We start from the raw sequence: 23,031 nt of genomic DNA, 5'->3' as shown, positions 1-23,031 counted from the left end.
TGGATCCAATGGGTCGGTGCCGTCTTCTTTCTCCTGTCCGTTGCTTACGCCGTCACCATCGCAATCGGCCTTTTTCCATTCTTCGGAAGGGGAACAATCCTGATGCTCCAATACAAAGTCACATGGATCCAATGGGTCGGTGCCGTCTTCTTTCTCCTGTCCGTTGCTTACGCCGTCACCATCGCAATCGGCCTTTTTCCACTCTTCGGAAGGGGAACAATCCTGATGTTCCAAAATAAAGTCACATGGATCTAATGGGTCGGTGCCATCCTCTTTCTCCTGTCCGTTGCTTACGCCGTCACCGTCGCAATCGGCTTTTTTCCATTCTTCGGAAGGGGAACAATCCTGATGTTCCAAAATAAAGTCACAAGGGTCCAATGGGTCGGTGCCGTCTTCTTTCTCCTGTCCGTTGCTTATGCCGTCACCATCGCAATCGGCCTTTTTCCATGCTTCAGAAATAGAGCAATCTTGGTGCTCCAAAACAAAGTCACAAGCATCCAATGGGTCGGTGCCATCCTCTTTTTCCTGTCCGTTGCTTATGCCGTCACCATCGCAATCGGTTTTTTTCCAATCTTCAGAAGGAGAACAATCCTGATGCTCAAGAATAAAGTCGCAAGAATCGTTCGGGTCAGTCCCATCCAAGTTTTCTTGATCACAAGTGACACCATCACCATCACAATCAACAACCAAAAACTCGGTTGCCAATGGATTCCATAATGGATTTTTGATATAGAAATCACCGATAACCACATTATGAACAGGCAATTCATTGGAAGGTGAATGTTTATGTGAAGGAGTACTGCCAAAGGACGAATTAAGTCCAAATATCAGTACCAACACTATAATGGTGATGTTTCGGACTTGATGGTTCTTTAGTCTTCCGAAAGTAATTTTTTCCATAAATGATTAAGTTTTGGTCAACTAATCACCATGGCAACAAGTGGTTCTCGTAATTGTAAGAAAATTGGGGTTTTCTTATTGGTTTTAATATCTCCGGTCCTTTCGACACACTTCGATACAATCAGGTCACATAATTAACCCATTTAACATTTACCTCCTATTTTTATCGATAAAAGGTGATTTCCTCATTATTAGTTACCTCTTCCATGTGTTTTTACAAATGGATAATCCCTATTATCAAGGATTTATTTAAAACCGACGAAAATTACCTTTCTTTTTGGTTTTGGCTCGTTTAAATCCCTTATTTTTTTCCAATTATATTAACAATCCCGAATCACACTAAAAATGAGTGGGAAAACATATAATTCCCCTATTTTTGCCGAAATTTTTGTTGATGGAATTTGAAAAGGAAATAGCGAAACGAAGAACTTTTGGCATTATCTCCCACCCCGATGCGGGAAAAACAACCTTGACTGAAAAGTTACTGTTGTTCGGTGGTGCAATCCAAGAAGCTGGAGCGGTAAAAAGCAATAAAATTAAAAAATCTGCTACCAGTGACTTTATGGAGATTGAGCGCCAAAGGGGTATTTCCGTAGCTACTTCCGTTTTGGCCTTTATTTACAAGGACAAAAAAATCAACATTTTGGATACTCCCGGGCACAAGGATTTTGCCGAGGACACTTTCCGAACCCTAACCGCCGTTGACAGCGTAATTGTGGTAATCGACGTTGCCAAGGGTGTGGAGGAACAAACTGAAAAATTGGTGGAAGTTTGCCGTATGCGCAACATTCCCATGATTGTATTTATCAACAAATTGGACCGTGAAGGAAAGGATGCATTTGACCTTTTGGACGAAGTGGAGCAAAAATTAGGTTTAAGAGTAACCCCATTAAGTTTTCCAATAGGAATGGGATACGATTTTAAAGGCATTTACAACATTTACGAAAAAAACATCAACCTTTTTAGCGGTAACAGCAAAAAGAACATCGAAGAAACCATTGCCTTTGACAATCTGGACAGTCCAGAACTTGAAAAAATCATCGGTACAGATGCCGCTGAAGAACTGCGCGATAATTTGGAGCTTGTGGATGGGGTTTATCCCGATTTTGACAAGGACGCTTATTTAAAAGGTGAGCTACAACCTGTCTTTTTTGGTTCTGCCTTGAACAATTTTGGGGTTCGAGAACTGTTGGATTGCTTCGTGAACATTGCTCCATCCCCTAGACCCAAAAAAGCTGAGGAGCGCCTGGTAAAGGCCAATGAAAAGGGTTTTTCCGGTTTTGTTTTTAAAATCCATGCCAATATGGACCCCAAACACCGAGATCGTTTGGCCTTTGTTAAAATTGTATCGGGCACCTTTGAGAGAAACACTCCCTATTTGCACGTGCGACAAGGCAAAAAACTAAAATTCTCCAGCCCAAATGCTTTTTTTGCAGAAAAAAAGGAAATTGTGGACATCTCCTATCCGGGTGATATTGTCGGGCTTCACGATACTGGAAACTTCAAAATTGGGGATACTTTGACCAGTGGTGAAGAACTGCACTACAAAGGCATTCCGAGCTTTTCACCGGAGCACTTTAGGTACATCAACAACGCGGACCCCATGAAAGCGAAGCAATTGTACAAAGGCATTGATCAGCTCATGGACGAAGGAGTTGCCCAGCTTTTCACTTTGGAAATGAACGGAAGAAAGGTGATTGGAACCGTGGGAGCATTGCAGTATGAAGTAATCCAATATCGATTGGAGCACGAGTACGGTGCAAAATGTACTTACGAAAACTTCCCTGTTCACAAAGCATGTTGGGTAGAACCCAAAGATGAAAAAAACGAGGAGTTTCAAGAATTTAAACGGGTAAAGCAAAAGTTTTTGGCCACCGACAAAAAAGGACAGTTGGTGTTTTTGGCAGACTCGCCATTTTCATTGCAAATGACGCAACAAAAGTATCCTTCAGTAAAGTTACACTATACTTCGGAGTTCGAGTAAAATCAATAACTCAAAGATTACAGACCTCTGTAAATGAGCTTATTGTATGTGTCACATATCTTTTTTTCGTACATTGGATAACATAACCAATTAAATAAAGATATTATGACGACTTCAGTAAAACCACCTACTTGGTTCTGGGTGGTGAGTGTTATTGCTCTTCTATGGAATTTGATGGGTGTTGGCAACTATCTCAACCAAGCTTTTAACCAAATGACACTTTTGGAAAGTATGGATCAAGCGCAACGGGAAGTTTTTGAAGGAATCCCTGCATGGGCGACCGCCGCATTTGCCATTGCTGTTTTTTCTGGAGCCTTGGCATCAATTGCTCTGTTGCTCCGAAAAAAATGGTCTCGTCCGCTTTTTGTAATTTCACTTATTGCGGCCGTGGCCCAATTTATCCATTGGCTGTTTATTTCCAATGCTGTTAAGGCATTTGGACCTTCCACATACGCCATGCCCGCTATTATTATAATAATAGGCATCTACCTCGTTTTCTTTTCAAAAAAGGGAATCGAGAAAGGCTGGTTGACGTAAAAAAGTTAAAGACCTGTTCAAGAAAATTTTTATGTCAATATAGGGCACCTTCGAAATCGCAGATAAAGTGGTGTCCTTTAACGTTCTAGACTGCCCCTTCGACTGCTCAGGATGACAGCTCGAACTGACACATCAATTTTGCAAAGGTAGTTTTATGCTTCGCCAGTAGGGCCGAAATTTAATGGAATCGCAGGTTGTTCGTAATCTTGGATTGTCCCGTGGGCCGCTTCAAACCTACTCACATTATCGTTCAATGCCTTTAGGAGCTTTTTGGCGTGTTGTGGGGTCAAGATAATTCTGCTCTTCACCTTGGCTTTTGGAGCGCCGGGCATCAAACTAATAAAGTCAACTACAAATTCGGATACGGAATGGTTGATGATTGCGAGATTGGAATATATTCCCTCTGCTGTTTTTTCATCCAACTCTATATTGATCTGTTTCTGCTTTTTCTTTTCTTCAGCCATGTTACTTGTATTAAAAAGAAAAACCCCGACCTAAAGGCCAGGGTTTGTTTTCATTTAGAATTTGAATTCCTCTTTGCGGGCCATGATCTCATCATACTCCTCTTTGGAACCTACAATGATACTGTCATAATCCCTCATACCGGTACCGGCTGGAATTTTATGTCCTACAATTACATTTTCCTTCAATCCTTCCAAGGTATCGATTTTACCACTTACTGCGGCTTCGTTCAATACTTTGGTAGTTTCCTGGAACGATGCTGCCGAGATAAAGGACTTGGTCTGCAACGATGCTCTTGTGATACCTTGCAAAATTGGTGTAGCAGTTGCTGCCACAGCATCTCTTGCTGTCACCAAGGTCTTGTCCTCTCTTCTCAGAATTGAGTTCTCGTCCCTTAGCTCACGAATCGTCAAAATCTGTCCTGGTTTCAATCTTTCGGAATCCCCGGCATCCTCAACAACTTTTTTGCCGAAAATTTCATCATTCTCGTTGATAAAGTCGTCTTTGTGCACCAATTGATTCTCTAGGAAGATAGTATCCCCTGGATCTTGGATTTTAACTTTACGCATCATTTGTCTTACAACAACCTCAAAGTGCTTATCGTTGATCTTCACACCCTGCAAACGGTATACTTCTTGTACTTCGTTCACCAAATATTGCTGTACGGCAGATGGTCCCTTAATGGCCAAGATGTCTTCTGGTGTAATGGAACCGTCGGACAATGGCATACCTGCACGCACGTAGTCATTCTCCTGAACCAAAATCTGGTTGGACAATTTAACCAGATACTTTTTAATATCACCTGTCTTGGACTCGATAATGATTTCACGGTTACCACGCTTGATCTTACCGAAGGACACCACACCATCAATCTCAGACACTACGGCCGGGTTGGATGGGTTACGTGCTTCAAACAGCTCTGTCACCCTTGGAAGACCACCGGTAATATCCCCTGCCTTGGCAGATTTACGTGGAATTTTCACCAAGGTCTTTCCTTCTTTCACTTTCTCGCCATCATCCACCATCAAGTGGGAACCAACCGGCAAGTTGTACGAGCGTAATGTTTCGCCTTTACTGTCCTTGATCAACAAGGTTGGAATCAACTTTTTGTTTCTGGTCTCAGAAATTACTTTTTCTTGGAAACCAGTTTGTTCATCGATTTCAACTTGGTAAGTAACTCCTTGATCTAAATTCTCATATGCGATTTCACCGGAGAACTCAGAAACAATGACACCGTTATAGGGATCCCATTCACAAATAACGGTCCCTTTGGTAATCTTCTCACCGTTCTTGATGAACAATTGGGAACCATAAGGAATGTTGTTTGTACTTAATGTGATACCAGTTTTTGGATCAACGATTTTAACTTCAGAAGTTCTGGAAATTACAATGTCGGTTTTGCCACCTTCACTGTTTTGACCTTCTACGAGTCTTAAGTCTTCAATCTCAGCAACACCATCAAACTTGGACTCCAACTTGTTGTCCTCGGAAATGTTTCCTGCAATACCACCCACGTGGAAGGTACGCAACGTTAGCTGTGTACCAGGCTCACCGATGGACTGTGCAGCAACAACACCTACAGCCTCACCTCGTTGTACCATTTTATTTGTGGCAAGGTTTCTGCCATAACATTTGGCACAGATTCCCTGAGGAGCCTCACACGTCAATGGAGACCTTACTTCTATTTTCTCTATCGGAGCTGCTTCTACCCTTCTTACATCGACTTCATTGATTTCTTGGCCCGCTCTAAGAACAAGCTCTTCGGTCAATGGGTTGTACACATCGTGCAACGATACCCTACCTAAAATCCTTTCACCTAAGGTTTCAACAATCTCCTCGTTTTTCTTCAATGGTTCTACCTCGATACCTCTCAAGGTTTCACAGTCTTCGCTATTAACGATAACATCTTGCGATACATCAACCAAACGTCTGGTCAAGTAACCCGCATCTGCCGTTTTCAAAGCGGTATCCGCAAGACCTTTACGGGCACCGTGGGTAGAGATAAAGTATTCCAAAATCGACAATCCTTCCTTAAAGTTCGAAAGAATCGGGTTTTCAATAATCTCCCCACCACCTGCGGTAGATTTTTTAGGCTTGGCCATCAATCCACGCATACCGGTCAACTGACGAATCTGCTCTTTGGACCCCCTTGCACCGGAATCCAACATCATGTATACGGAGTTGAACCCTTGTTTGTCTTCACGAATTCGCTTCATGGCCAATTCGGTCAACATGGCATTGGTAGATGTCCAAACATCAATAACCTGGTTATATCGCTCGTTGTTGGTGATAAGACCCATGTTGTAGTTCATCATAATACCATCGACCTGCTCGTTTGCCTCGCCGATCATATCCTGCTTTTCCGCTGGAATGATGATATCTCCCAAACTAAAGGATAGACCACCTTTAAAGGCGAAATCGTATCCCATGGCCTTGATCTTGTCCAAGAACTCAGCGGTTGTAGGTACATCGGTCACCGCAAGAATGTCCCCAATAATATTTCTTAGGGCTTTCTTGTTCAATACTTGGTTGATGAATCCTGCTTGTTCTGGCACTTCCGTGTTGAACAATACACGACCTACCGTGGTTTCAATAATTTGATAGACCAATTCCCCTTCTTCGTTAAAGTCTTTGGCTCTTACCTTGATTCCGGCATTAAGCGAAACTTTTTTCTCGTTAAAGGCTATTTCTACCTCTTCAGAAGAATAGAAGGTCAATCCTTCACCTAAAACAGGTTCCTCGGGGGTAGATTTTTTCTCCTTGGTCATGTAGTACAATCCCAAAACCATATCCTGTGATGGTACGGTAATCGGAGAACCGTTGGCCGGGTTAAGGATGTTTTGTGAAGCCAACATCAATAATTGTGCTTCCAAAATGGCCTCTGGCCCCAATGGCAAGTGAACTGCCATCTGATCCCCATCAAAATCCGCGTTAAATGCGGTACATGCCAATGGGTGCAAACGAATCGCCTTACCTTCAATAAGTTTGGGCTGGAACGCTTGAATACCCAATCTGTGCAATGTGGGGGCCCGGTTCAATAGTACTGGGTGTCCTTTTAGGACGTTTTCAAGAATGTCCCAAACTACAGGCTCTTTCTTGTCAATAATCTTTTTGGCAGATTTAACGGTCTTTACAATACCTCTTTCAATCAGCTTACGGATGATGAATGGCTTGTAAAGCTCGGCCGCCATATCTTTTGGGAGACCACATTCGTACAATTTCAATTCCGGCCCAACAACAATTACGGAACGAGCGGAGTAATCCACACGTTTACCCAAAAGGTTTTGACGGAAACGACCTTGCTTACCTTTCAATGAATCGGAAAGGGATTTCAATGGTCTGTTGGATTCTGTTTTTACTGCAGATGCCTTTCTTGTATTATCAAAAAGGGAATCCACCGCTTCCTGAAGCATACGTTTTTCGTTCCTCAAGATCACCTCTGGTGCTTTGATTTCCATCAAACGCTTCAAACGGTTGTTACGGATAATCACCCTACGGTACAAGTCGTTCAAATCGGAAGTGGCAAAACGACCACCATCCAATGGCACCAACGGACGCAATTCCGGTGGAATCACCGGAATCACTTTCATGATCATCCACTCAGGATTGTTTTCCCTGTTGTTTTGCGATTCACGTAGGGCCTCAACAACCTGTAGGCGTTTCAATGCCTCGGTCTTACGTTGTTTTGAGGTTTCTGTGTTCGCCTTGTGACGTAGTTCGTAGGACAATTGTTCCAAATCGATTCTGGACAATATCTCGATCAAACATTCGGCACCCATTTTAGCGATGAACTTATTGGGATCGTTATCCTCCAAGTATTGGTTCTCGGTAGGAAGCGTTTCCAAAATGTTCAAGTATTCCTCCTCGGTCAAGAAATCCATTTTATTGATTTCCTCACCTTCTGGACCTTTGGCAATACCTGGCTGGATAACCACATACCTTTCGTAGTATATGATCATGTCCAACTTTTTGGAAGGCAGTCCCAAAAGGTATCCTATTTTGTTTGGCAGCGAACGGAAGTACCAGATGTGTGCCACGGGAACCACAAGATTAATGTGTCCCACACGGTCCCTACGTACTTTTTTCTCCGTCACTTCAACACCACAACGGTCACAAACGATTCCACGGTAACGGATTCTCTTGTATTTACCACAGGCACATTCGTAATCCTTTACAGGACCAAAAATACGCTCGCAGAACAATCCATCACGCTCTGGTTTGTGCGTTCTATAGTTTATGGTTTCCGGCTTCAACACCTCGCCACGGGACTCGGCCAAGATAGACTCTGGAGAGGCCAATCCTATGGAAATTTTGTTGAACCTTTTTTGTGCGTTATTATCTTTTATTCTAGCCATAACAATATGGTGATGATATAATTAATGTATATAGTATTCTATTCTTCCAATCGGATATCCAAGCCCAAACCTTTAAGTTCGTGCATCAATACGTTGAAAGATTCTGGCAACCCAGGTTCTGGCATGGTCTCACCTTTAACGATGGTCTCATAGGTCTTGGCCCTTCCGATAACATCATCCGACTTAACGGTCAATATTTCTCTTAGGGTAGATGATGCGCCGTAAGCTTCCAATGCCCAAACTTCCATCTCTCCAAAACGCTGACCACCAAACTGTGCCTTACCACCCAATGGTTGCTGCGTGATCAATGAGTATGGTCCAATAGATCTTGCGTGCATCTTATCATCTACCATGTGACCTAGTTTCAACATGTAGATAACCCCAACGGTTGCTCGTTGATCGAAACGCTGACCTGTTCCACCGTCATAAAGGTAGGTATGCCCAAATCTTGGCACGCCTGCTTCATCGGTAAGCTTGTTGATCTCATCCAATGAGGCTCCATCGAAAATCGGAGTCGCATATTTTTGACCCAATTTTTGTCCGGCCCAGCCCAATACGGTTTCATAAATCTGACCAATGTTCATCCTTGACGGTACACCAAGTGGGTTCAATACAATGTCCACTGGGGTTCCGTCTTCCAAGAATGGCATATCCTCTTGACGAACGATACGTGCAACAATACCTTTGTTACCGTGACGACCTGCCATTTTATCACCTACTTTAAGCTTACGCTTTTTGGCAATGTAGACTTTGGCCAACTTCATGATACCTGCTGGAAGCTCATCCCCTACGGAGATTGTAAACTTGTCCCTTCTTAGGTTACCCTGAATATCGTTCAATTTGATTTTATAGTTGTGCAATAAGTCGGCAACCAAAGCATTGGTAGCGTCGTCCGTTGTCCAGCTTCCGCCGACCAAGTGAGCGAAATCGTCAACGGCGTTCAACATTTTAATGGTGTATTTCTTTCCTTTTGGAAGTACTTCTTCACCCAAATCGTTGATTACGCCTTGTGATGTTTTTCCGCTGATCAAACTGAACAATTTCTCAATCAATTCGTCTTTCAGTTGTTGGAATTTCACTTCGTAGTCCATTTCCAATCTGGCAATGGCTTCTTTATCTTCGGAACGTTTTCTCTTGTCCTTAATGGAACGCGAGAACAATTTCTTGTCGATAACCACACCTCTCAACGATGGTGAAGCTTTCAATGAAGCATCCTTAACGTCACCTGCTTTGTCACCAAAGATGGCACGCAACAGTTTTTCTTCAGGAGTTGGGTCTGATTCTCCTTTTGGAGTAATCTTACCGATCAAAATATCCCCTGGTTTCACTTCGGCACCGATGCGGATCATACCGTACTCGTCCAAATCCTTGGTAGCTTCTTCGGATACGTTTGGAATATCGTTGGTCAATTCCTCTGCACCCAATTTGGTATCCCTTACTTCCAAAGAATACTCATCAACGTGGATGGAGGTAAAGATATCTTCACGAACAACTTTTTCAGAGATCACGATCGCATCCTCAAAGTTGTATCCTTTCCAAGGCATAAAGGCGACCTTCATGTTTCTACCCAAGGCCAATTCACCTTTTTCGGTAGCGTAACCTTCGCAAAGCACTTGACCTTTTTTCACTTTGTCGCCTTTTCTTACGATGGGCTTCAAGTTGATGCTGGTCCCTTGGTTTGTTTTTCTAAACTTCACCAATTGGTAGGTCTTCGAATCATCGTCAAAGCTTACCAAGCGCTCTTCTTCGGTCCTTGTATATTTTATGGTGATTTTCTGTGAATCCACATATTCCACAACTCCATCTCCTTCGGCATTGATCAATACTCGAGAATCTGTAGCTACTTGTCTTTCCAGACCTGTACCTACAATTGGAGAATCTGGTCTCAACAATGGAACTGCTTGACGCATCATGTTCGACCCCATTAAGGCACGGTTCGCATCATCGTGCTCCAAGAAAGGAATCAAGGATGCGGAAATGGATGCAATCTGGTTCGGTGCAACATCTGTGTACTTCACCTCTGTTGGATCCACAACTGGGAAATCGCCTTCTTCACGGGCAATTACCTTTTCTCTTTCAATAGTGCCATCTTCTGCCAATGGAATGTTGGCTTGGGCAATCTTCATTCCTTCTTCTTCCTCTGCACTTAGGTACATGTGGTTTTTAGTGTCCACTTTACCATTCTCTACTTTACGGTAAGGAGTTTCCAAGAAGCCCATATTGTTCACCTTGGCAAATACGGACAATGACGAGATCAAACCAATGTTCGGTCCTTCAGGTGTCTCAATCGGACACAATCTTCCGTAGTGTGTATAGTGAACATCACGCACCTCGAAACCTGCTCTTTCTCGGGAAAGACCACCTGGTCCCAATGCGGATAATCTTCTTTTGTGTGTAATCTCTGCCAACGGGTTGGTCTGATCCATGAACTGGGACAACTGGTTGGTTCCGAAGAAGGAGTTGATCACAGATGACAATGTCTTCGCGTTAATCAAATCTATCGGGGTAAACACCTCGTTGTCACGAACGTTCATACGCTCACGGATGGTACGTGCCATACGCGCCAAACCTACACCAAATTGTGATGACAATTGCTCTCCTACGGTTCTTACACGACGGTTGGACAAGTGATCGATATCATCAATCTCTGCTTTGGAGTTGATCAACTCGATCAAATATTTGATGATAGTGATGATATCTTCCTTGGTCAAAACTTGTTTGTCCATTCCGATATCCAAGCCCAACTTCTTGTTCATTCTGTAACGACCTACCTCACCTAAGTTGTAACGTTGGTCAGAGAAGAACAATTTATCGATAATACCACGAGCTGTTTCCTCATCTGGCGGCTCGGCATTACGCAATTGTCTGTAAATATGCTCTACCGCTTCTTTTTCAGAGTTGGTAGGGTCTTTTTGCAAGGTGTTGTGGATAATGGCGTAATCGGATTGTGCATTGTTCTCCTTGTGAAGCAAAATGGTCTTCACGTCGGCATCAATGATTTCATCGATATGCTCTTTTTCCAAAACGGTATCACGATCAAGTACAATTTCGTTACGTTCGATGGAAACCACTTCTCCTGTATCCTCGTCCACGAAATCCTCATGCCATGTGTTCAACACCCTGGCTGCCAATTTACGGCCCAATACTTTTTTAAGTCCGGTCTTAGAAACCTTTACTTCTTCCGAAAGGTCGAATATTTCCAAAATATCCTTGTCCCTTTCAAAGCCGATGGCACGGAACAAAGTGGTTACCGGTAATTTTTTCTTCCTATCAATGTAGGCATACATCACCGAGTTGATGTCGGTGGCGAATTCAATCCAAGATCCTTTGAAAGGAATTACTCTGGCTGAATACAATTTTGTTCCATTTGCGTGGAAAGACTGGCCAAAGAAAACCCCTGGAGATCTGTGCAACTGGGATACTACAACGCGTTCTGCACCGTTGATCACAAAAGTTCCGCTAGGAGTCATATAGGGGATAGTTCCCAAATACACATCCTGTACGATAGTTTCGAAATCCTCGTGTTCTGGATCGGTACAGTACAATTTTAAACGTGCCTTTAAAGGTACGCTATAGGTAAGTCCACGCTCTATACATTCTTGGATGGAATATCTTGGTGGATCAATGAAGTAATCCAAAAACTCAAGTACAAACTGGTTTCTGGTATCTGTGATTGGAAAATTCTCCATGAAGGTGTTGTAGAGACCTTCGTTTCCTCTTTCGTCAGATTTAGTTTCAAGCTGGAAAAAGTCTTGGAACGATTTTATCTGAATGTCCAAGAAATCCGGATATTCCGGTATGTTCTTAGCGGATGCGAAATTAACTCTTTCAATAGTGTTTGTGAACATCTATGGACAAATTTTGATCGTGAATACTATGTGGGTTCGTGTACGGCTTTATACACTCCTTATATAAATAGGCTAAGGTCTAACCAAAAAATGGAAAGACCTTAACCAAGTTCTTATGGGAAAAGCGATTATTTAAGCTCAACTTCTGCTCCTGCTTCTTCCAATGATTTTTTGATACCTTCTGCCTCATCTTTGGCAACACCTTCTTTAACAGCTTTTGGTGCGCTGTCTACGATTTCTTTAGCGTCTTTTAGTCCAAGACCGGTCAATTCCTTAACCAATTTTACGACTGCCAATTTAGAACCACCGGCAGCTGTAAGGATTACATCAAATTCTGATTTTTCCTCAGCAGCTTCACCTTCGCCTCCACCAGCGGCAGCACCACCGGCAACGGCTACTGCAGCAGCAGCAGGCTCAATACCATATTCTTCTTTTAAAATGTCGGCCAATTCATTTACCTCTTTTACTGTAAGGTTTACCAACTGTTCTGCAAAATCTTTTAAATCTGCCATTTTTCTATCGTTTAATAAAAATGTTTAAAAATATACTTAGTTTATTGTGCGCGAATTATTCTTTCTCAGAAAGGGTTTTAAGGATACCTGCCAATTTACCACCTCCGGACTTAAGTCCAGAAATAACGTTTTTGGCCGGTGATTGTAACAATCCGATGATATCCCCGATAACTTCCTCTTTGGACTTGATATTAACAAGTGCATCAAGGTAGTTGTCCCCGATATAAATTGCCTCAGCTATAAAGGCGCCTTTCAATACGGGCTTTTCTGATTTTTTTCTAAAGTTCTTGATAAGTTTCGCAGGTGCGTTCCCTGTTTCGGACAACATCAAGGATGTATTGCCTTTCAACACATCGGGAAGTTCGCCAAATTCCTTATCAGAAGCTTCCATTGCTTTTGCAAGCAAGGTGTTCTTTACGACCGCAAGCTTAATGTTCGCCTTAAAACACGCTCTTCTTAAATTAGAGGTGTCCACGGCATTCAACCCTGATATATCCGCCAAGTAAATGTTGGGATTATCAGTCAACTGTGCAGTCAAGTCTTTTATTACTGTTGCTTTTTCTTCTCTTGTCATAGTTAAAAAAATTGAACTACCAGTTATTGAACTGCTTTTGGATCTAATTGAATACTAGGACTCATGGTACTGGACAAGTAAATACTTTTCATGTACACACCTTTTGCAGCAGATGGCTTCATTTTTACCAAGGTATCTATCAATTCCCTAGCATTTCCCGCGATTTTGTCCGCAGAGAAAGAAGCTTTTCCTATTGCAGCGTGCACAATACCTGTTTTGTCCACTTTAAAGTCTATTTTACCGGCCTTAACATCGGATACTGCTTTGGCAACATCCATAGTTACGGTTCCGGTCTTTGGATTGGGCATTAAACCTCTAGGTCCCAAAATTCTACCTAATGGCCCCAATTTACCCATAACGCTTGGCATAGTGATGATTACATCAACATCGGTCCAACCGCCTTTAATTTTCTCCAAATATTCGTCCAACCCTACAAAGTCAGCACCAGCTTCTTTAGCTTCTGCTTCTTTGTCTGGAGTCACCAATGCCAAAACTTTTACGTCTTTACCCGTTCCGTGAGGAAGGGTGACAACGCCTCGCACCATTTGATTTGCTTTTCTTGGATCTACACCCAAACGAACAGCCAAATCAATGGAAGCGTCAAATTTTACATTGGTTATTTCTTTTACTAAAGCTGATGCCTCTTCCAAGGAATAGAGTTTGTTCTTATCTATTTTGGATTGGGCTTCTTTTTGCTTTTTAGTCAATCTTGCCATTTCTTAATTGCTTTAAGATTTTAAAAAGGTCTCTGTCCGGCTATTTTCAAGCCCATAGATCTTGCGGTACCTGCAACCATACTCATTGCAGATTCTACGGTAAAAGCATTTAAATCCACCATTTTGTCCTCGGCGATTGCTTTTACTTGATCCCAGGTTACTGAACCGTTTTTAACCCTGTTAGGTTCGCCAGATCCTTTTTTAATCTTAGCCGCTTCCATCAATTGAACTGCCGCAGGTGGTGTTTTTACAACAAAATCGAAAGATTTATCCTTGTAAACGGTGATAACAACCGGCAATACTTTGCCTGGTTTGTCCTGTGTACGAGCATTAAACTGCTTACAGAACTCCATGATGTTAACACCAGCAGCACCTAAGGCGGGTCCAACCGGTGGCGATGGGTTCGCAGCACCTCCCCTAACTTGTAATTTAACTACCTTATCTACTTCTTTTGCCATTGTTTCTAATTAAATTTAAAGTGTGTCAATTGGAAGCAACACAGCTTTATATATGTAACAGCTCTTGTTATACTTTTTCTACTTGCATATAGCTAAGTTCCAGTGGAGTTTTTCTACCAAAAATCTTCACCATAACCTCCAGCTTACGCTTTTCCTCATTGATTTTTTCAACAGTTCCATTAAATCCGTTGAAAGGTCCATCAATAACCTTAACCGTTTCTCCCAACACAAATGGAATCGCAACATTGTCTGTATTTACAGCCAACTCGTCCACTTTCCCTAGCATACGGTTTACTTCGGATTTCCTTAAAGGAATTGGGTCTCCACCCTTAACTTCGCCCAAGAAACCGATTACATTGGTAATTGAACGAATGATGTGAACCATCTCCCCTCCAAGATTAGCCTTTATCATGATATATCCGGGAAAGTATACACGTTCTTTGTTGATTTTCTTTCCGTTTCTGATCTGAACAACTTTTTCGGTAGGAACTAGAACTTCTTCAAGGTAATCGCCAAAACCTGCGCGCTCTACCTCACTTTCTATATAGCCTTTGATCTTGTTTTCTTGACCACTGACCGCTCTAACCACATACCATTTCTTTTCAAGTACCTCAGACATATCGACCGATCTTTTCTTTATCCTATTAACTTATCAAAATACAACGTAATCAAGCTACTGAACAAGGAATCCACCCCCCATGTTGCCAAGGCAAACAAGATGGAGAAAACAGCTACAATAACCATTAGATTGGAAGCTTTTCCTTTTTCCAACCACGTAACATTGTTCTTAAGTTCTTCTAATGATTCCTTTATGTAAGTGACCATGATTTTTTATGTATTATTCTTGCATGCTTCGACTGCGCTCAGCACAGGCTTCAGAGAGATATTCACCCCGTCACGCTAACGTCTTTCCTTTTTGCACGGGAGGAGAGACTCGAACTCCCGACACCTGGTTTTGGAGACCAGTGCTCTACCAACTGAGCTACACCCGTTTATAATTACACTGAAAGGTATCCCGAGAAAATCGGAACACCCTTGAGTGCAATTTTATTATAAAATGAATCTTAATCTAGAATCTCAGTAACCTGACCGGCACCTACTGTCCTACCACCCTCACGGATAGCGAAACGTAGACCTACACTACAAGCTACAGGCTGGATCAAATCCACGGTAATTGTCAAGTTATCACCTGGCATTACCATCTCAACACCGTCAGGCAAGTTAATGTTACCAGTAACGTCGGTAGTTCTCAAGTAGAACTGAGGACGGTAGTTGTTGTGGAATGGTGTGTGACGACCACCTTCTTCTTTTTTAAGAATATAAACCTCAGCTTTAAATTTAGCGTGCGGCTTAACAGAACCTGGCTTACAGATAACCATACCTCTTTTGATATCAGATTTCTCGATACCTCTCAAAAGAAGTCCTACGTTATCACCAGCTTCACCTCTATCCAAAATCTTACGGAACATTTCAACCCCTGTAATAGTGGAAGTCAATTTCTCAGCACCCATACCGATGATATCAACAGGGTCACCTGTATTGGCAACACCAGTTTCGATACGACCAGTAGCAACAGTACCCCTACCTGTAATGGTAAATACATCTTCAATTGGCATAAGGAAGTCTTTGTCAACTTCACGCTCAGGCTCCTCGATCCACTCATCAACAGCTTTCATCAACTCCATAACTGTGTCAACCCACTTTTGCTCACCGTTCAAAGCACCAAGTGCAGAACCAGCGATAACAGGACCATTGTCACCATCGTACTCGTAGAAAGAAAGCAATTCCCTAACTTCCATTTCAACAAGTTCCAAAAGCTCTTCATCATCCACCATGTCAACTTTGTTCAAGAAAACAACGATACGTGGAATACCAACCTGACGTCCCAATAGGATGTGCTCACGAGTTTGTGGCATTGGACCATCCGTAGCGGCCACAACCAAGATAGCACCGTCCATCTGAGCAGCACCAGTAACCATGTTCTTTACATAATCCGCGTGACCAGGACAGTCAACGTGTGCGTAGTGACGGTTTTCTGTTTGGTACTCAACATGTGAAGTGTTGATTGTAATACCTCTTTCTTTTTCTTCAGGAGCGTTGTCAATAGAATCAAAGCTTCTTGTTTCAGACAAACCTGCGTTGGCCAATACAGTGGTAATAGCAGCGGTCAATGTAGTTTTACCGTGATCCACGTGTCCAATGGTACCAATATTTAAGTGCGGTTTGGAACGATCAAAAGTTTCCTTTGCCATTTTAAATAATTTTAATCTTAGTTTATATTAGTGTACAAATCGTTTTGAGCCAATGACGGGATTTGAACCCGTGACCTCTTCCTTACCAAGGAAACGCTCTACCCCTGAGCTACACCGGCCTATGGGTTATCAGGTTTAGAGTTTAAAAGTTACAAGTCTAGCTCGTCAAAACTTCAACCTTCGTCTTGAAATCAAAGTTTCAAGTTTAGAGCGGGAGACCGGGTTCGAACCGGCGACATTCAGCTTGGAAGGCTGACGCTCTACCAACTGAGCTACTCCCGCATTTTTATGGATTTTCATCCAAAGATTCCATTATTTCAAAAAACCTTCTTTCCCGGTTGTTCCGACGAACAACTTTTGTGGGGGGAGCAGGATTCGAACCTGCGAAGGTAAAAACCAACAGATTTACAGTCTGTCCTCGTTGGCCGCTTGAGTATCCCCCCGCCTTAATTTTCAGTAACTTACGAGCCGATAGAGGGACTCGAACCCACGACCTGCTGATTACAAATCAGCTGCTCTAGCCAGCTGAGCTATATCGGCATTTCACCGCTTTTTACTCACTAAAAAAGCCCGCTATTTCTAACGGACTGCAAATGTATATATTTATATTTTAATTCAAAATAAATTTTGAAAAATTTTCATCACGCCTTCGCCCTCAGTTTTTCCTTCTTTTTCACCAACTGCCTTTCCAAGGAACTACAGGCCGAATCCACAGCCTCTTCAAACGACTTACATTGTTTTTTTACCATGAATTTGTCCCGAGGGACAAACACCATGATTTCCACGATCTTATTTTCTTTAGCACTTGTGTTTTCAACTTTTAAATATACATCCGATTCAATGACCTTGTCATAGAACAATTCCATCTTGTCCATTCGTTTTTGGACAAAGTCGAGGAGTTTTCCATCAGCTGTAAAATTTACCGATTGTGCGTTTACTTTCATAAGACGAAGTTTTTAGTACTGTCCAGGACAGTGAAGTTAAACAATACAAGAATTTTATTTCTTGTTTCTTGGATGGGCCTTTTGGTGTACTTTTTTTAGCTCGGCAATACTGTTGTGCGTGTACACTTGCGTAGATGCCAAACTGGAATGACCCAATAATTCCTTTACGGAATTTAAATCCGCCCCCCTATTGAGCAAGTGTGTTGCAAAGGTGTGTCTGAGTATATGCGGACTCTTTTTCACCTTGGGGGACACCAAACTAAAATACTTATTTATGGTACGATAAACAAGTGTTTCATAAATTTTAAGACCTTCTTTTGTTAATAGCAAATATGTGGAATCCGATGCGTTTTCAAGTTCGGAGCGCTTGGTCAAATAGTTTTTTATCCGCTCCATAGTGGCTGGCAACAAGGGAAGAATACGTTCTTTGTTCCGTTTGCCCAAAACTTTTAATGTATGGCCGGACAAGTTTACATCCGTCACCTTTAAATTTACCAATTCGGCCCTTCGCATGCCGGTGGTGTACAAAAGTTCTATAATGAGTTTATCGCGCTCCCCTTCAAAATCTTCATCAAAAGGAATTTTGGATAAAATAGTTTCCATCTCCGTTTCAGAAAATGGAACCTCTACTTTTTTATTGGTTTTAAGCGCCCTATGTTTTACCAATGGGGAAATGACAATATCTCCCACCTTCAATAAAAATTTATAGTAGGCCTGCAGTGAAGATATTTTTCTGTTGATGGTTCTATTTGAAATTCCTTGGTCGGACAAGTGGACGATCCAATTTCGAATCAATGGATAAGAGACGTTTTCCAGATTGATCTCCCCATGATGCTCCCTGCAGAAACTGGAGAAGGCGTCAATATCCTTTTCATACGCTTTTACGGTATGTTCGGAGTAGTTTTTCTCCAACCTTAAATAGGATATAAATGCTGATACGGACATATATCAAAGGTAGCAATTACGATTGGCCTATAGCTAAAACGAAAAATCCCGCTCCAATATTGGAACGGGATTAATATATTATGCAAAAGCGATAGCCCTATACTTCTTCTTGGTCCCTAAGACCCTGAATGTACTGTGCTTTTTGAATTTGCGCTCTACGCTCTACAGAAGGTTTGGTAAACTGCTGTCTTGACCTTAACTGACGCATGGTACCTGTTCTGTCGAACTTACGCTTAAAACGCTTTAAAGCTCTATCGATGTTTTCTCCTTCTTTTACTGGTATAATTAACATGGGCTACAACCTCCTTTCTTTTAGAATTTTGGAGCGCAAATATACAAATGATATTCAACAGTTAAAGAAATATTTTATTTTTTTGACAATCTCTTACACCGTTCGCTTCTTGTACTCCTTTTTATCTACAATAATTTTGGCCAAAATCTCCTTTAAAATCTCCGAAGTACCGCCACCAATGGGCCCCAACCTACTATCTCGGCTCAAACGTGCCATAGGGTAATCTTCAATATAACCGTAGCCACCCAAAAATTGAAGACAGTTGTAGATTACCTCATCTGCCATTTTGGTGGACTTTAATTTGGAAATGGTGGCTTCTTTAACAACATACGCACCTTTTTCCATTTGTGCCACTGTGGCATAATTGAATTGTTTGCACATCAACATATCCGAATACAGGTCCACCAGCCTATGCCTCAAAGCCTGAAATTGGTCTATGGTTTTGCCAAACGCTTCGCGCTCGGACATATATTGCAACGCATAATCCAAGGCAAACTCGGCCCGTGCATGCGCATTGATGCCCATTACCAAACGTTCCAAGGAAAAGGCCTCCATAATATAACCAAAGCCTTCGTTCTCCTTGCCCAACAAATTGGAGGCAGGAACCTCTACATTATCAAAGGCCAATTCTGCTGTGTCGGAAGCACGCCACCCCAACTTGTTGAGCTTGCTGGCGGTAACACCCTTCGCATTCCTATCCACAACAAACATACTGATACCCTTGTGACCAGCATTCTTGTCTGTTTTGGCAGCGAGAATAATGTAATCGCCGTAAACCCCGTTGGTAATAAAAGTCTTGGAACCGTTCACTATGTAGACGCCATCTTTTTTTTCTGCCGTGGTACGCATGGCCGCAACATCGCTGCCCCCAAAAGGTTCCGAAACTCCCAAACAACCAATTTTATCACCGAGCACACTAGGCTCTAGATAAGCTTTCTTTTGCTCATGATCTGCCAGTTTGTTCAAATAGGTCATGGCCAAGTATTGATGCGCCCACATGGCAGCGGCAAAACCACCTGAATTGATCTTTTGTAGCTCTTCCAGAAAAATAGTGGTATAAAACAGGTCCAGGTCCAAACCCGAATAAGCCTCGGAAGTCATTAGCCCAAAAAAGCCCATCTCCCCAAACTTGTTCCAAACAGCCCTATCAATCTTTCCTGTGTCCTCCCACTCTTCAATGTGGGGAACCACTTCTTTTTGTAAAAAATCTTTTAAACTCTCCCGGAACAAATTATGCTCTTCCGTGAAGTACATATCAATCATACCACCTTATTTATAAGGACAAATATAAGGCTATTCTATCTAGTTTTTCGGTTGGAAATTTATTGCCTTTACTCAATTCTTGAAATGATTTGTAGGCACCGTTCCTGTCGCTATGGGCAACAATGTCAAAAGCCAATGACCTACTGATAACTCAATTGGGACAGCTCGGCTGCACCAGCCTTGTTCACATTTATTTTTTGTATCGGTGGAACCTCCAAAACCTGAAACCAAAGCAACACTTTTTCCCCACATCCGTTTTTAGACCATAAACATCATAAAGCTGTTCTTTCACCAGAAAACCACCCAATCTGTCCCGGAACTTTGTGACTCTTTCCGATAATATTCCCCAATACCATAAATTGATTTCAACTCTTCGGCAGAAGCCAAGTTGATATTCTTCACCTTGATTTCTTTCTCTGTTATAGGTCTTTTTTTTGATGATTGATTGATTTGTTGTGACCCAATCCGGAAACTTAAAATAGGGTGAACTTTGATCCAACAACGAATCCGATACCTGGGTAACAGTTTGAAACTCCTTGGCCGAATTCACGAACTTGCTCCCTTCACGAAAAGCAAACAATCTGTCCAATTGCGAAGTGGACAACCCCAGTGTATACCCTTTATAATCTGTAATATAATTGGGGTTGAAGGGATAAGTTTTTACGGATGCCTCAAGCTGATGGTTTTTAAGACTATCCATCTTGCTCTGCTCCTCTGTATCGAGAGCAAAATTGCTTTCCCGTTGAGATGGTTTTGCTTTTACATGGTAACACCCACCTTGAAGCACAGTCGTTATCAATAATAAAAAGAAAATCCCACTCCGTTCTTGTTTATTGAATCTGAAGTGGGATTGTTTTCCCATAATATGGTTATGCTAAAACTTAACTTTTAGCCTTTTTAAAGAGTTGACCGACTTTTAATTTCTGTAAATAGCCATCCAGATCTTTACGCACCTCACCGGACATGATGTAGAGTCCAATAATGTTCGGGAAGGACATGGCCAAGATCATCATATCGGAAAAGTCCAGCACGGCCCCCAAGCTTACGGAAGCTCCCACGACCACAAATACCAAGAACAGCATTTTATAGATCATTTCGGCACGCTTGCTCTTCCCAAAAAGATATGTCCATGCTCTCATTCCATAATAGGACCAAGAAATCATGGTTGAAAATGCAAAAAGGAACACTGCCAAGGCCAACACATAGGGGAACCAAGATATTTGGCTACCAAAAGCATCGGAAGTCAGCTGGGCACCGGCCATTCCTTCCACCTCGTGCATTCCGGTAAAAATCAAGACCAAGGCCGTAAGGGTACAGACCACCACCGTATCGATAAACGGCTCCAATAAAGCAACAAAGCCTTCTGATGGTGGATGATTGGTCTTGGCGGCACTATGGGCAATGGCTGCGGAACCCACACCGGCCTCATTGGAGAAAGCTGCCCGTTGGAACCCAACCACCAAAACACCTATTATACCTCCTTTTAAGGCCGAAGGGTTCAATGCCCCTTCAAAAATGGCTGTAAATGCAGGGCCAATATTTTGTATGTTCATTATAATGACCGCCAAGGCAGCTACAATGTAAACAGAGGCCATAATTGGCACTATCTTACCTGTTACCCTAGCAATACTACTGATTCCGCCAATGATGACCACACCTACCAAAATAGCGGTAACAACACCAAACCAAAATCCGTTGCCCGCCAAAACAGGAAACTGTCCTGCCAATTGCTCGAAGGACTGGTTGGCCTGGAACATATTTCCACCTCCAAAGGAAGCTCCTACAGCAAGCAGTGCAAACACTCCTGCCAACACTTTACCAAACCCCTTCAGGTTTCTTTTTTCAAGACCATACCGCAAGTAGTTCATAGGACCACCGAACACGCGCCCATCAGGAAGTATGTCACGATATTTTACGCCAAGGGTGCACTCCACAAATTTGGAGGACATTCCCAACAAACCACAGATAATCATCCAAAAAGTTGCTCCTGCTCCCCCTAAAGAAACGGCAACAGCAACACCTGCAATGTTTCCAAGGCCTACGGTACCAGAAACTGCAGTGGCCAACGCCTGAAAGTGGGTTACTTGCCCTGGTGCATCAGGGTCGTCATATTTTCCTTTGGCCAGATCAATTGAATGCTTAAAGCCACGGATGTTGATGAATCCCATTCGGAGGGTAAAGAACAATGCCCCGAACACCAACCAGATTACAATAAAAGGAATCCCTTTGATAATTGGGTCGCCATTGGGATGCAACATTGGGATGGGTTCGTCATACTCGATTTCAGCAAAATAATGTGCTCCCTGCTCTATAACATGCTCCGGGTTCTGGGAGTTATAGATTACTCCTCCTTGTTTCACCTTTTGCAAGAGTTTTCCTTTGGCGTTGGATTGTATGGTTATCTCACCTCGTTTGTCACTGGATATAATGGCAATATCCTCGCCTTTGGCAACACTTGCCTTTTCTTCTTTGAGCCATTCCTTAAGTACAAATTTGTCCTGGGTTTCATTGCTCCAATCCGGGATACCAATCAGTTTTACATCGGCGTAGGCCACAGGATCGTATATTCCAATGGCGGCAAAGGGGTCCCAAAAAAGAACAGACCCCAAAGCACTTACTGCCGGGGTCATGGTTCCGTTGAAAACTTCAGTGATCGATTCTGTCTCAATTTCAAACTCCTTTGTAACGGAATTGCCTGCAGCATCTGTTACAACTACACTATATGGTATTCCTTCCACCAGCCCTTGCGCCCTTTTTGATGTGAGCGGCGTACTCTGGTTGCTCCATTTATAGGTATAGGGTTCGACCCCACCATCAACTTCAAGTTCTATGACCCCATTATTTATGTTATCGGAGACGTTATAAGTTTTGCCCACTACGGTCAATTCTTGTGAAAAACCTGTGGTTAGTGCAAAAAATGCCAATAGAGTAATAAAATACTTCATATATTGAAATTAGTTAGTTTTTGGTACGGTAAAGGCAGCAATAT

At 42.5% G+C, this 23,031-nt stretch carries 18 protein-coding genes, 5 tRNA genes and 1 pseudogene; 2 read left to right on the top strand and 22 right to left on the bottom strand.

Annotated elements, in window-relative coordinates:
- A pseudogene (locus VM932_RS11070) lies at positions 1–900 on the bottom strand (hypothetical protein); the annotation flags it as partial.
- A gap of 394 nt (positions 901–1,294) precedes the next feature.
- Between VM932_RS11070 and VM932_RS11065 the strand changes: the two are divergent.
- Both VM932_RS11065 and VM932_RS11060 read left to right on the top strand, forming a co-directional pair.
- Positions 1,295–2,884, top strand: coding sequence for a peptide chain release factor 3 (locus tag VM932_RS11065; protein WP_326278852.1), 1,590 nt, complete (start codon positions 1,295–1,297; stop codon positions 2,882–2,884).
- A 105-nt stretch (positions 2,885–2,989) separates the two neighbouring features.
- Complete coding sequence (locus tag VM932_RS11060) at positions 2,990–3,421, top strand: hypothetical protein (RefSeq protein ID WP_326278851.1); 432 nt, start codon at positions 2,990–2,992, stop codon at positions 3,419–3,421.
- Positions 3,422–3,573: 152 nt separating this feature from the next.
- Here VM932_RS11060 and VM932_RS11055 read toward each other — a convergent pair whose 3' ends face one another.
- The 21 genes from VM932_RS11055 to VM932_RS10955 all read right to left on the bottom strand — a co-directional run bounded on the left by VM932_RS11055 (position 3,574) and on the right by VM932_RS10955 (position 22,987).
- Positions 3,574–3,885, bottom strand: a complete 312-nt coding sequence (locus VM932_RS11055) for a DUF3467 domain-containing protein (protein ID WP_014033486.1) — start codon at positions 3,883–3,885, stop codon at positions 3,574–3,576.
- Positions 3,886–3,939: 54 nt separating this feature from the next.
- The gene (gene rpoC / locus VM932_RS11050) at positions 3,940–8,238 is read right to left on the bottom strand and encodes a DNA-directed RNA polymerase subunit beta' (protein WP_326278850.1); all 4,299 of its coding nucleotides are present in this window, start codon (positions 8,236–8,238) and stop codon (positions 3,940–3,942) included.
- Between the two features lie 38 nt (positions 8,239–8,276).
- Positions 8,277–12,086, bottom strand: a complete 3,810-nt coding sequence (gene rpoB / locus VM932_RS11045; RefSeq protein WP_326278849.1) for a DNA-directed RNA polymerase subunit beta — start codon at positions 12,084–12,086, stop codon at positions 8,277–8,279.
- A 128-nt stretch (positions 12,087–12,214) separates the two neighbouring features.
- The gene (gene rplL, locus VM932_RS11040) at positions 12,215–12,598 is read right to left on the bottom strand and encodes a 50S ribosomal protein L7/L12 (protein WP_014033483.1); all 384 of its coding nucleotides are present in this window, start codon (positions 12,596–12,598) and stop codon (positions 12,215–12,217) included.
- A 55-nt stretch (positions 12,599–12,653) separates the two neighbouring features.
- A complete protein-coding gene (rplJ, locus tag VM932_RS11035; RefSeq protein WP_326278848.1) occupies positions 12,654–13,172 on the bottom strand; it encodes a 50S ribosomal protein L10 in 519 nt (172 codons plus the stop codon).
- Positions 13,173–13,195: 23 nt separating this feature from the next.
- Positions 13,196–13,888 carry a 50S ribosomal protein L1 gene (rplA, locus tag VM932_RS11030; protein ID WP_163626889.1) on the bottom strand — a complete coding sequence of 231 codons (693 nt, stop codon included), beginning with the start codon at positions 13,886–13,888 and terminating at the stop codon, positions 13,196–13,198.
- Between the two features lie 20 nt (positions 13,889–13,908).
- Positions 13,909–14,346, bottom strand: coding sequence for a 50S ribosomal protein L11 (gene rplK, locus VM932_RS11025; RefSeq protein WP_293168614.1), 438 nt, complete (start codon positions 14,344–14,346; stop codon positions 13,909–13,911).
- A gap of 67 nt (positions 14,347–14,413) precedes the next feature.
- The gene (gene nusG, locus VM932_RS11020) at positions 14,414–14,965 is read right to left on the bottom strand and encodes a transcription termination/antitermination protein NusG (RefSeq protein ID WP_014033479.1); all 552 of its coding nucleotides are present in this window, start codon (positions 14,963–14,965) and stop codon (positions 14,414–14,416) included.
- A 17-nt stretch (positions 14,966–14,982) separates the two neighbouring features.
- Complete coding sequence (gene secE, locus VM932_RS11015) at positions 14,983–15,171, bottom strand: preprotein translocase subunit SecE (protein ID WP_293168616.1); 189 nt, start codon at positions 15,169–15,171, stop codon at positions 14,983–14,985.
- A 94-nt stretch (positions 15,172–15,265) separates the two neighbouring features.
- A tRNA-Trp gene (locus VM932_RS11010) sits at positions 15,266–15,338 on the bottom strand.
- A gap of 72 nt (positions 15,339–15,410) precedes the next feature.
- Positions 15,411–16,598, bottom strand: a complete 1,188-nt coding sequence (tuf, locus tag VM932_RS11005; protein WP_163626893.1) for an elongation factor Tu — start codon at positions 16,596–16,598, stop codon at positions 15,411–15,413.
- A gap of 47 nt (positions 16,599–16,645) precedes the next feature.
- A tRNA-Thr gene (locus VM932_RS11000) sits at positions 16,646–16,717 on the bottom strand.
- Between the two features lie 90 nt (positions 16,718–16,807).
- Positions 16,808–16,880: transfer RNA gene (locus VM932_RS10995), tRNA-Gly, on the bottom strand.
- Positions 16,881–16,958: 78 nt separating this feature from the next.
- A tRNA-Tyr gene (locus VM932_RS10990) sits at positions 16,959–17,041 on the bottom strand.
- A 23-nt stretch (positions 17,042–17,064) separates the two neighbouring features.
- A tRNA-Thr gene (locus VM932_RS10985) sits at positions 17,065–17,138 on the bottom strand.
- Between the two features lie 101 nt (positions 17,139–17,239).
- Positions 17,240–17,542: a ribosome hibernation-promoting factor, HPF/YfiA family gene (gene hpf, locus VM932_RS10980; protein WP_293168620.1), complete on the bottom strand. Its 303-nt coding sequence runs from the start codon at positions 17,540–17,542 to the stop codon at positions 17,240–17,242.
- A 54-nt stretch (positions 17,543–17,596) separates the two neighbouring features.
- Positions 17,597–18,487 carry a tyrosine-type recombinase/integrase gene (locus VM932_RS10975; RefSeq protein ID WP_326278847.1) on the bottom strand — a complete coding sequence of 297 codons (891 nt, stop codon included), beginning with the start codon at positions 18,485–18,487 and terminating at the stop codon, positions 17,597–17,599.
- A 97-nt stretch (positions 18,488–18,584) separates the two neighbouring features.
- Positions 18,585–18,779 (bottom strand): 30S ribosomal protein S21, encoded by a 195-nt coding sequence (gene rpsU / locus VM932_RS10970; RefSeq protein WP_090299076.1) that lies wholly within the window; start codon positions 18,777–18,779, stop codon positions 18,585–18,587.
- Between the two features lie 93 nt (positions 18,780–18,872).
- A complete protein-coding gene (locus VM932_RS10965; protein WP_326278846.1) occupies positions 18,873–20,042 on the bottom strand; it encodes an acyl-CoA dehydrogenase family protein in 1,170 nt (389 codons plus the stop codon).
- A gap of 190 nt (positions 20,043–20,232) precedes the next feature.
- Positions 20,233–20,904, bottom strand: a complete 672-nt coding sequence (locus VM932_RS10960; RefSeq protein ID WP_326278845.1) for a helix-hairpin-helix domain-containing protein — start codon at positions 20,902–20,904, stop codon at positions 20,233–20,235.
- A gap of 19 nt (positions 20,905–20,923) precedes the next feature.
- Positions 20,924–22,987: an amino acid carrier protein gene (locus VM932_RS10955; RefSeq protein WP_326278844.1), complete on the bottom strand. Its 2,064-nt coding sequence runs from the start codon at positions 22,985–22,987 to the stop codon at positions 20,924–20,926.
- Positions 22,988–23,031 lie beyond the last annotated feature (44 nt).

This window comes from Flagellimonas halotolerans (genome assembly GCF_035818535.1).
GTDB lineage: Bacteria > Bacteroidota > Bacteroidia > Flavobacteriales > Flavobacteriaceae > Flagellimonas > Flagellimonas halotolerans.
Note: the sequence above shows the minus strand (reverse complement) of the source record. Positions and strands in the feature narration are given on the sequence as shown.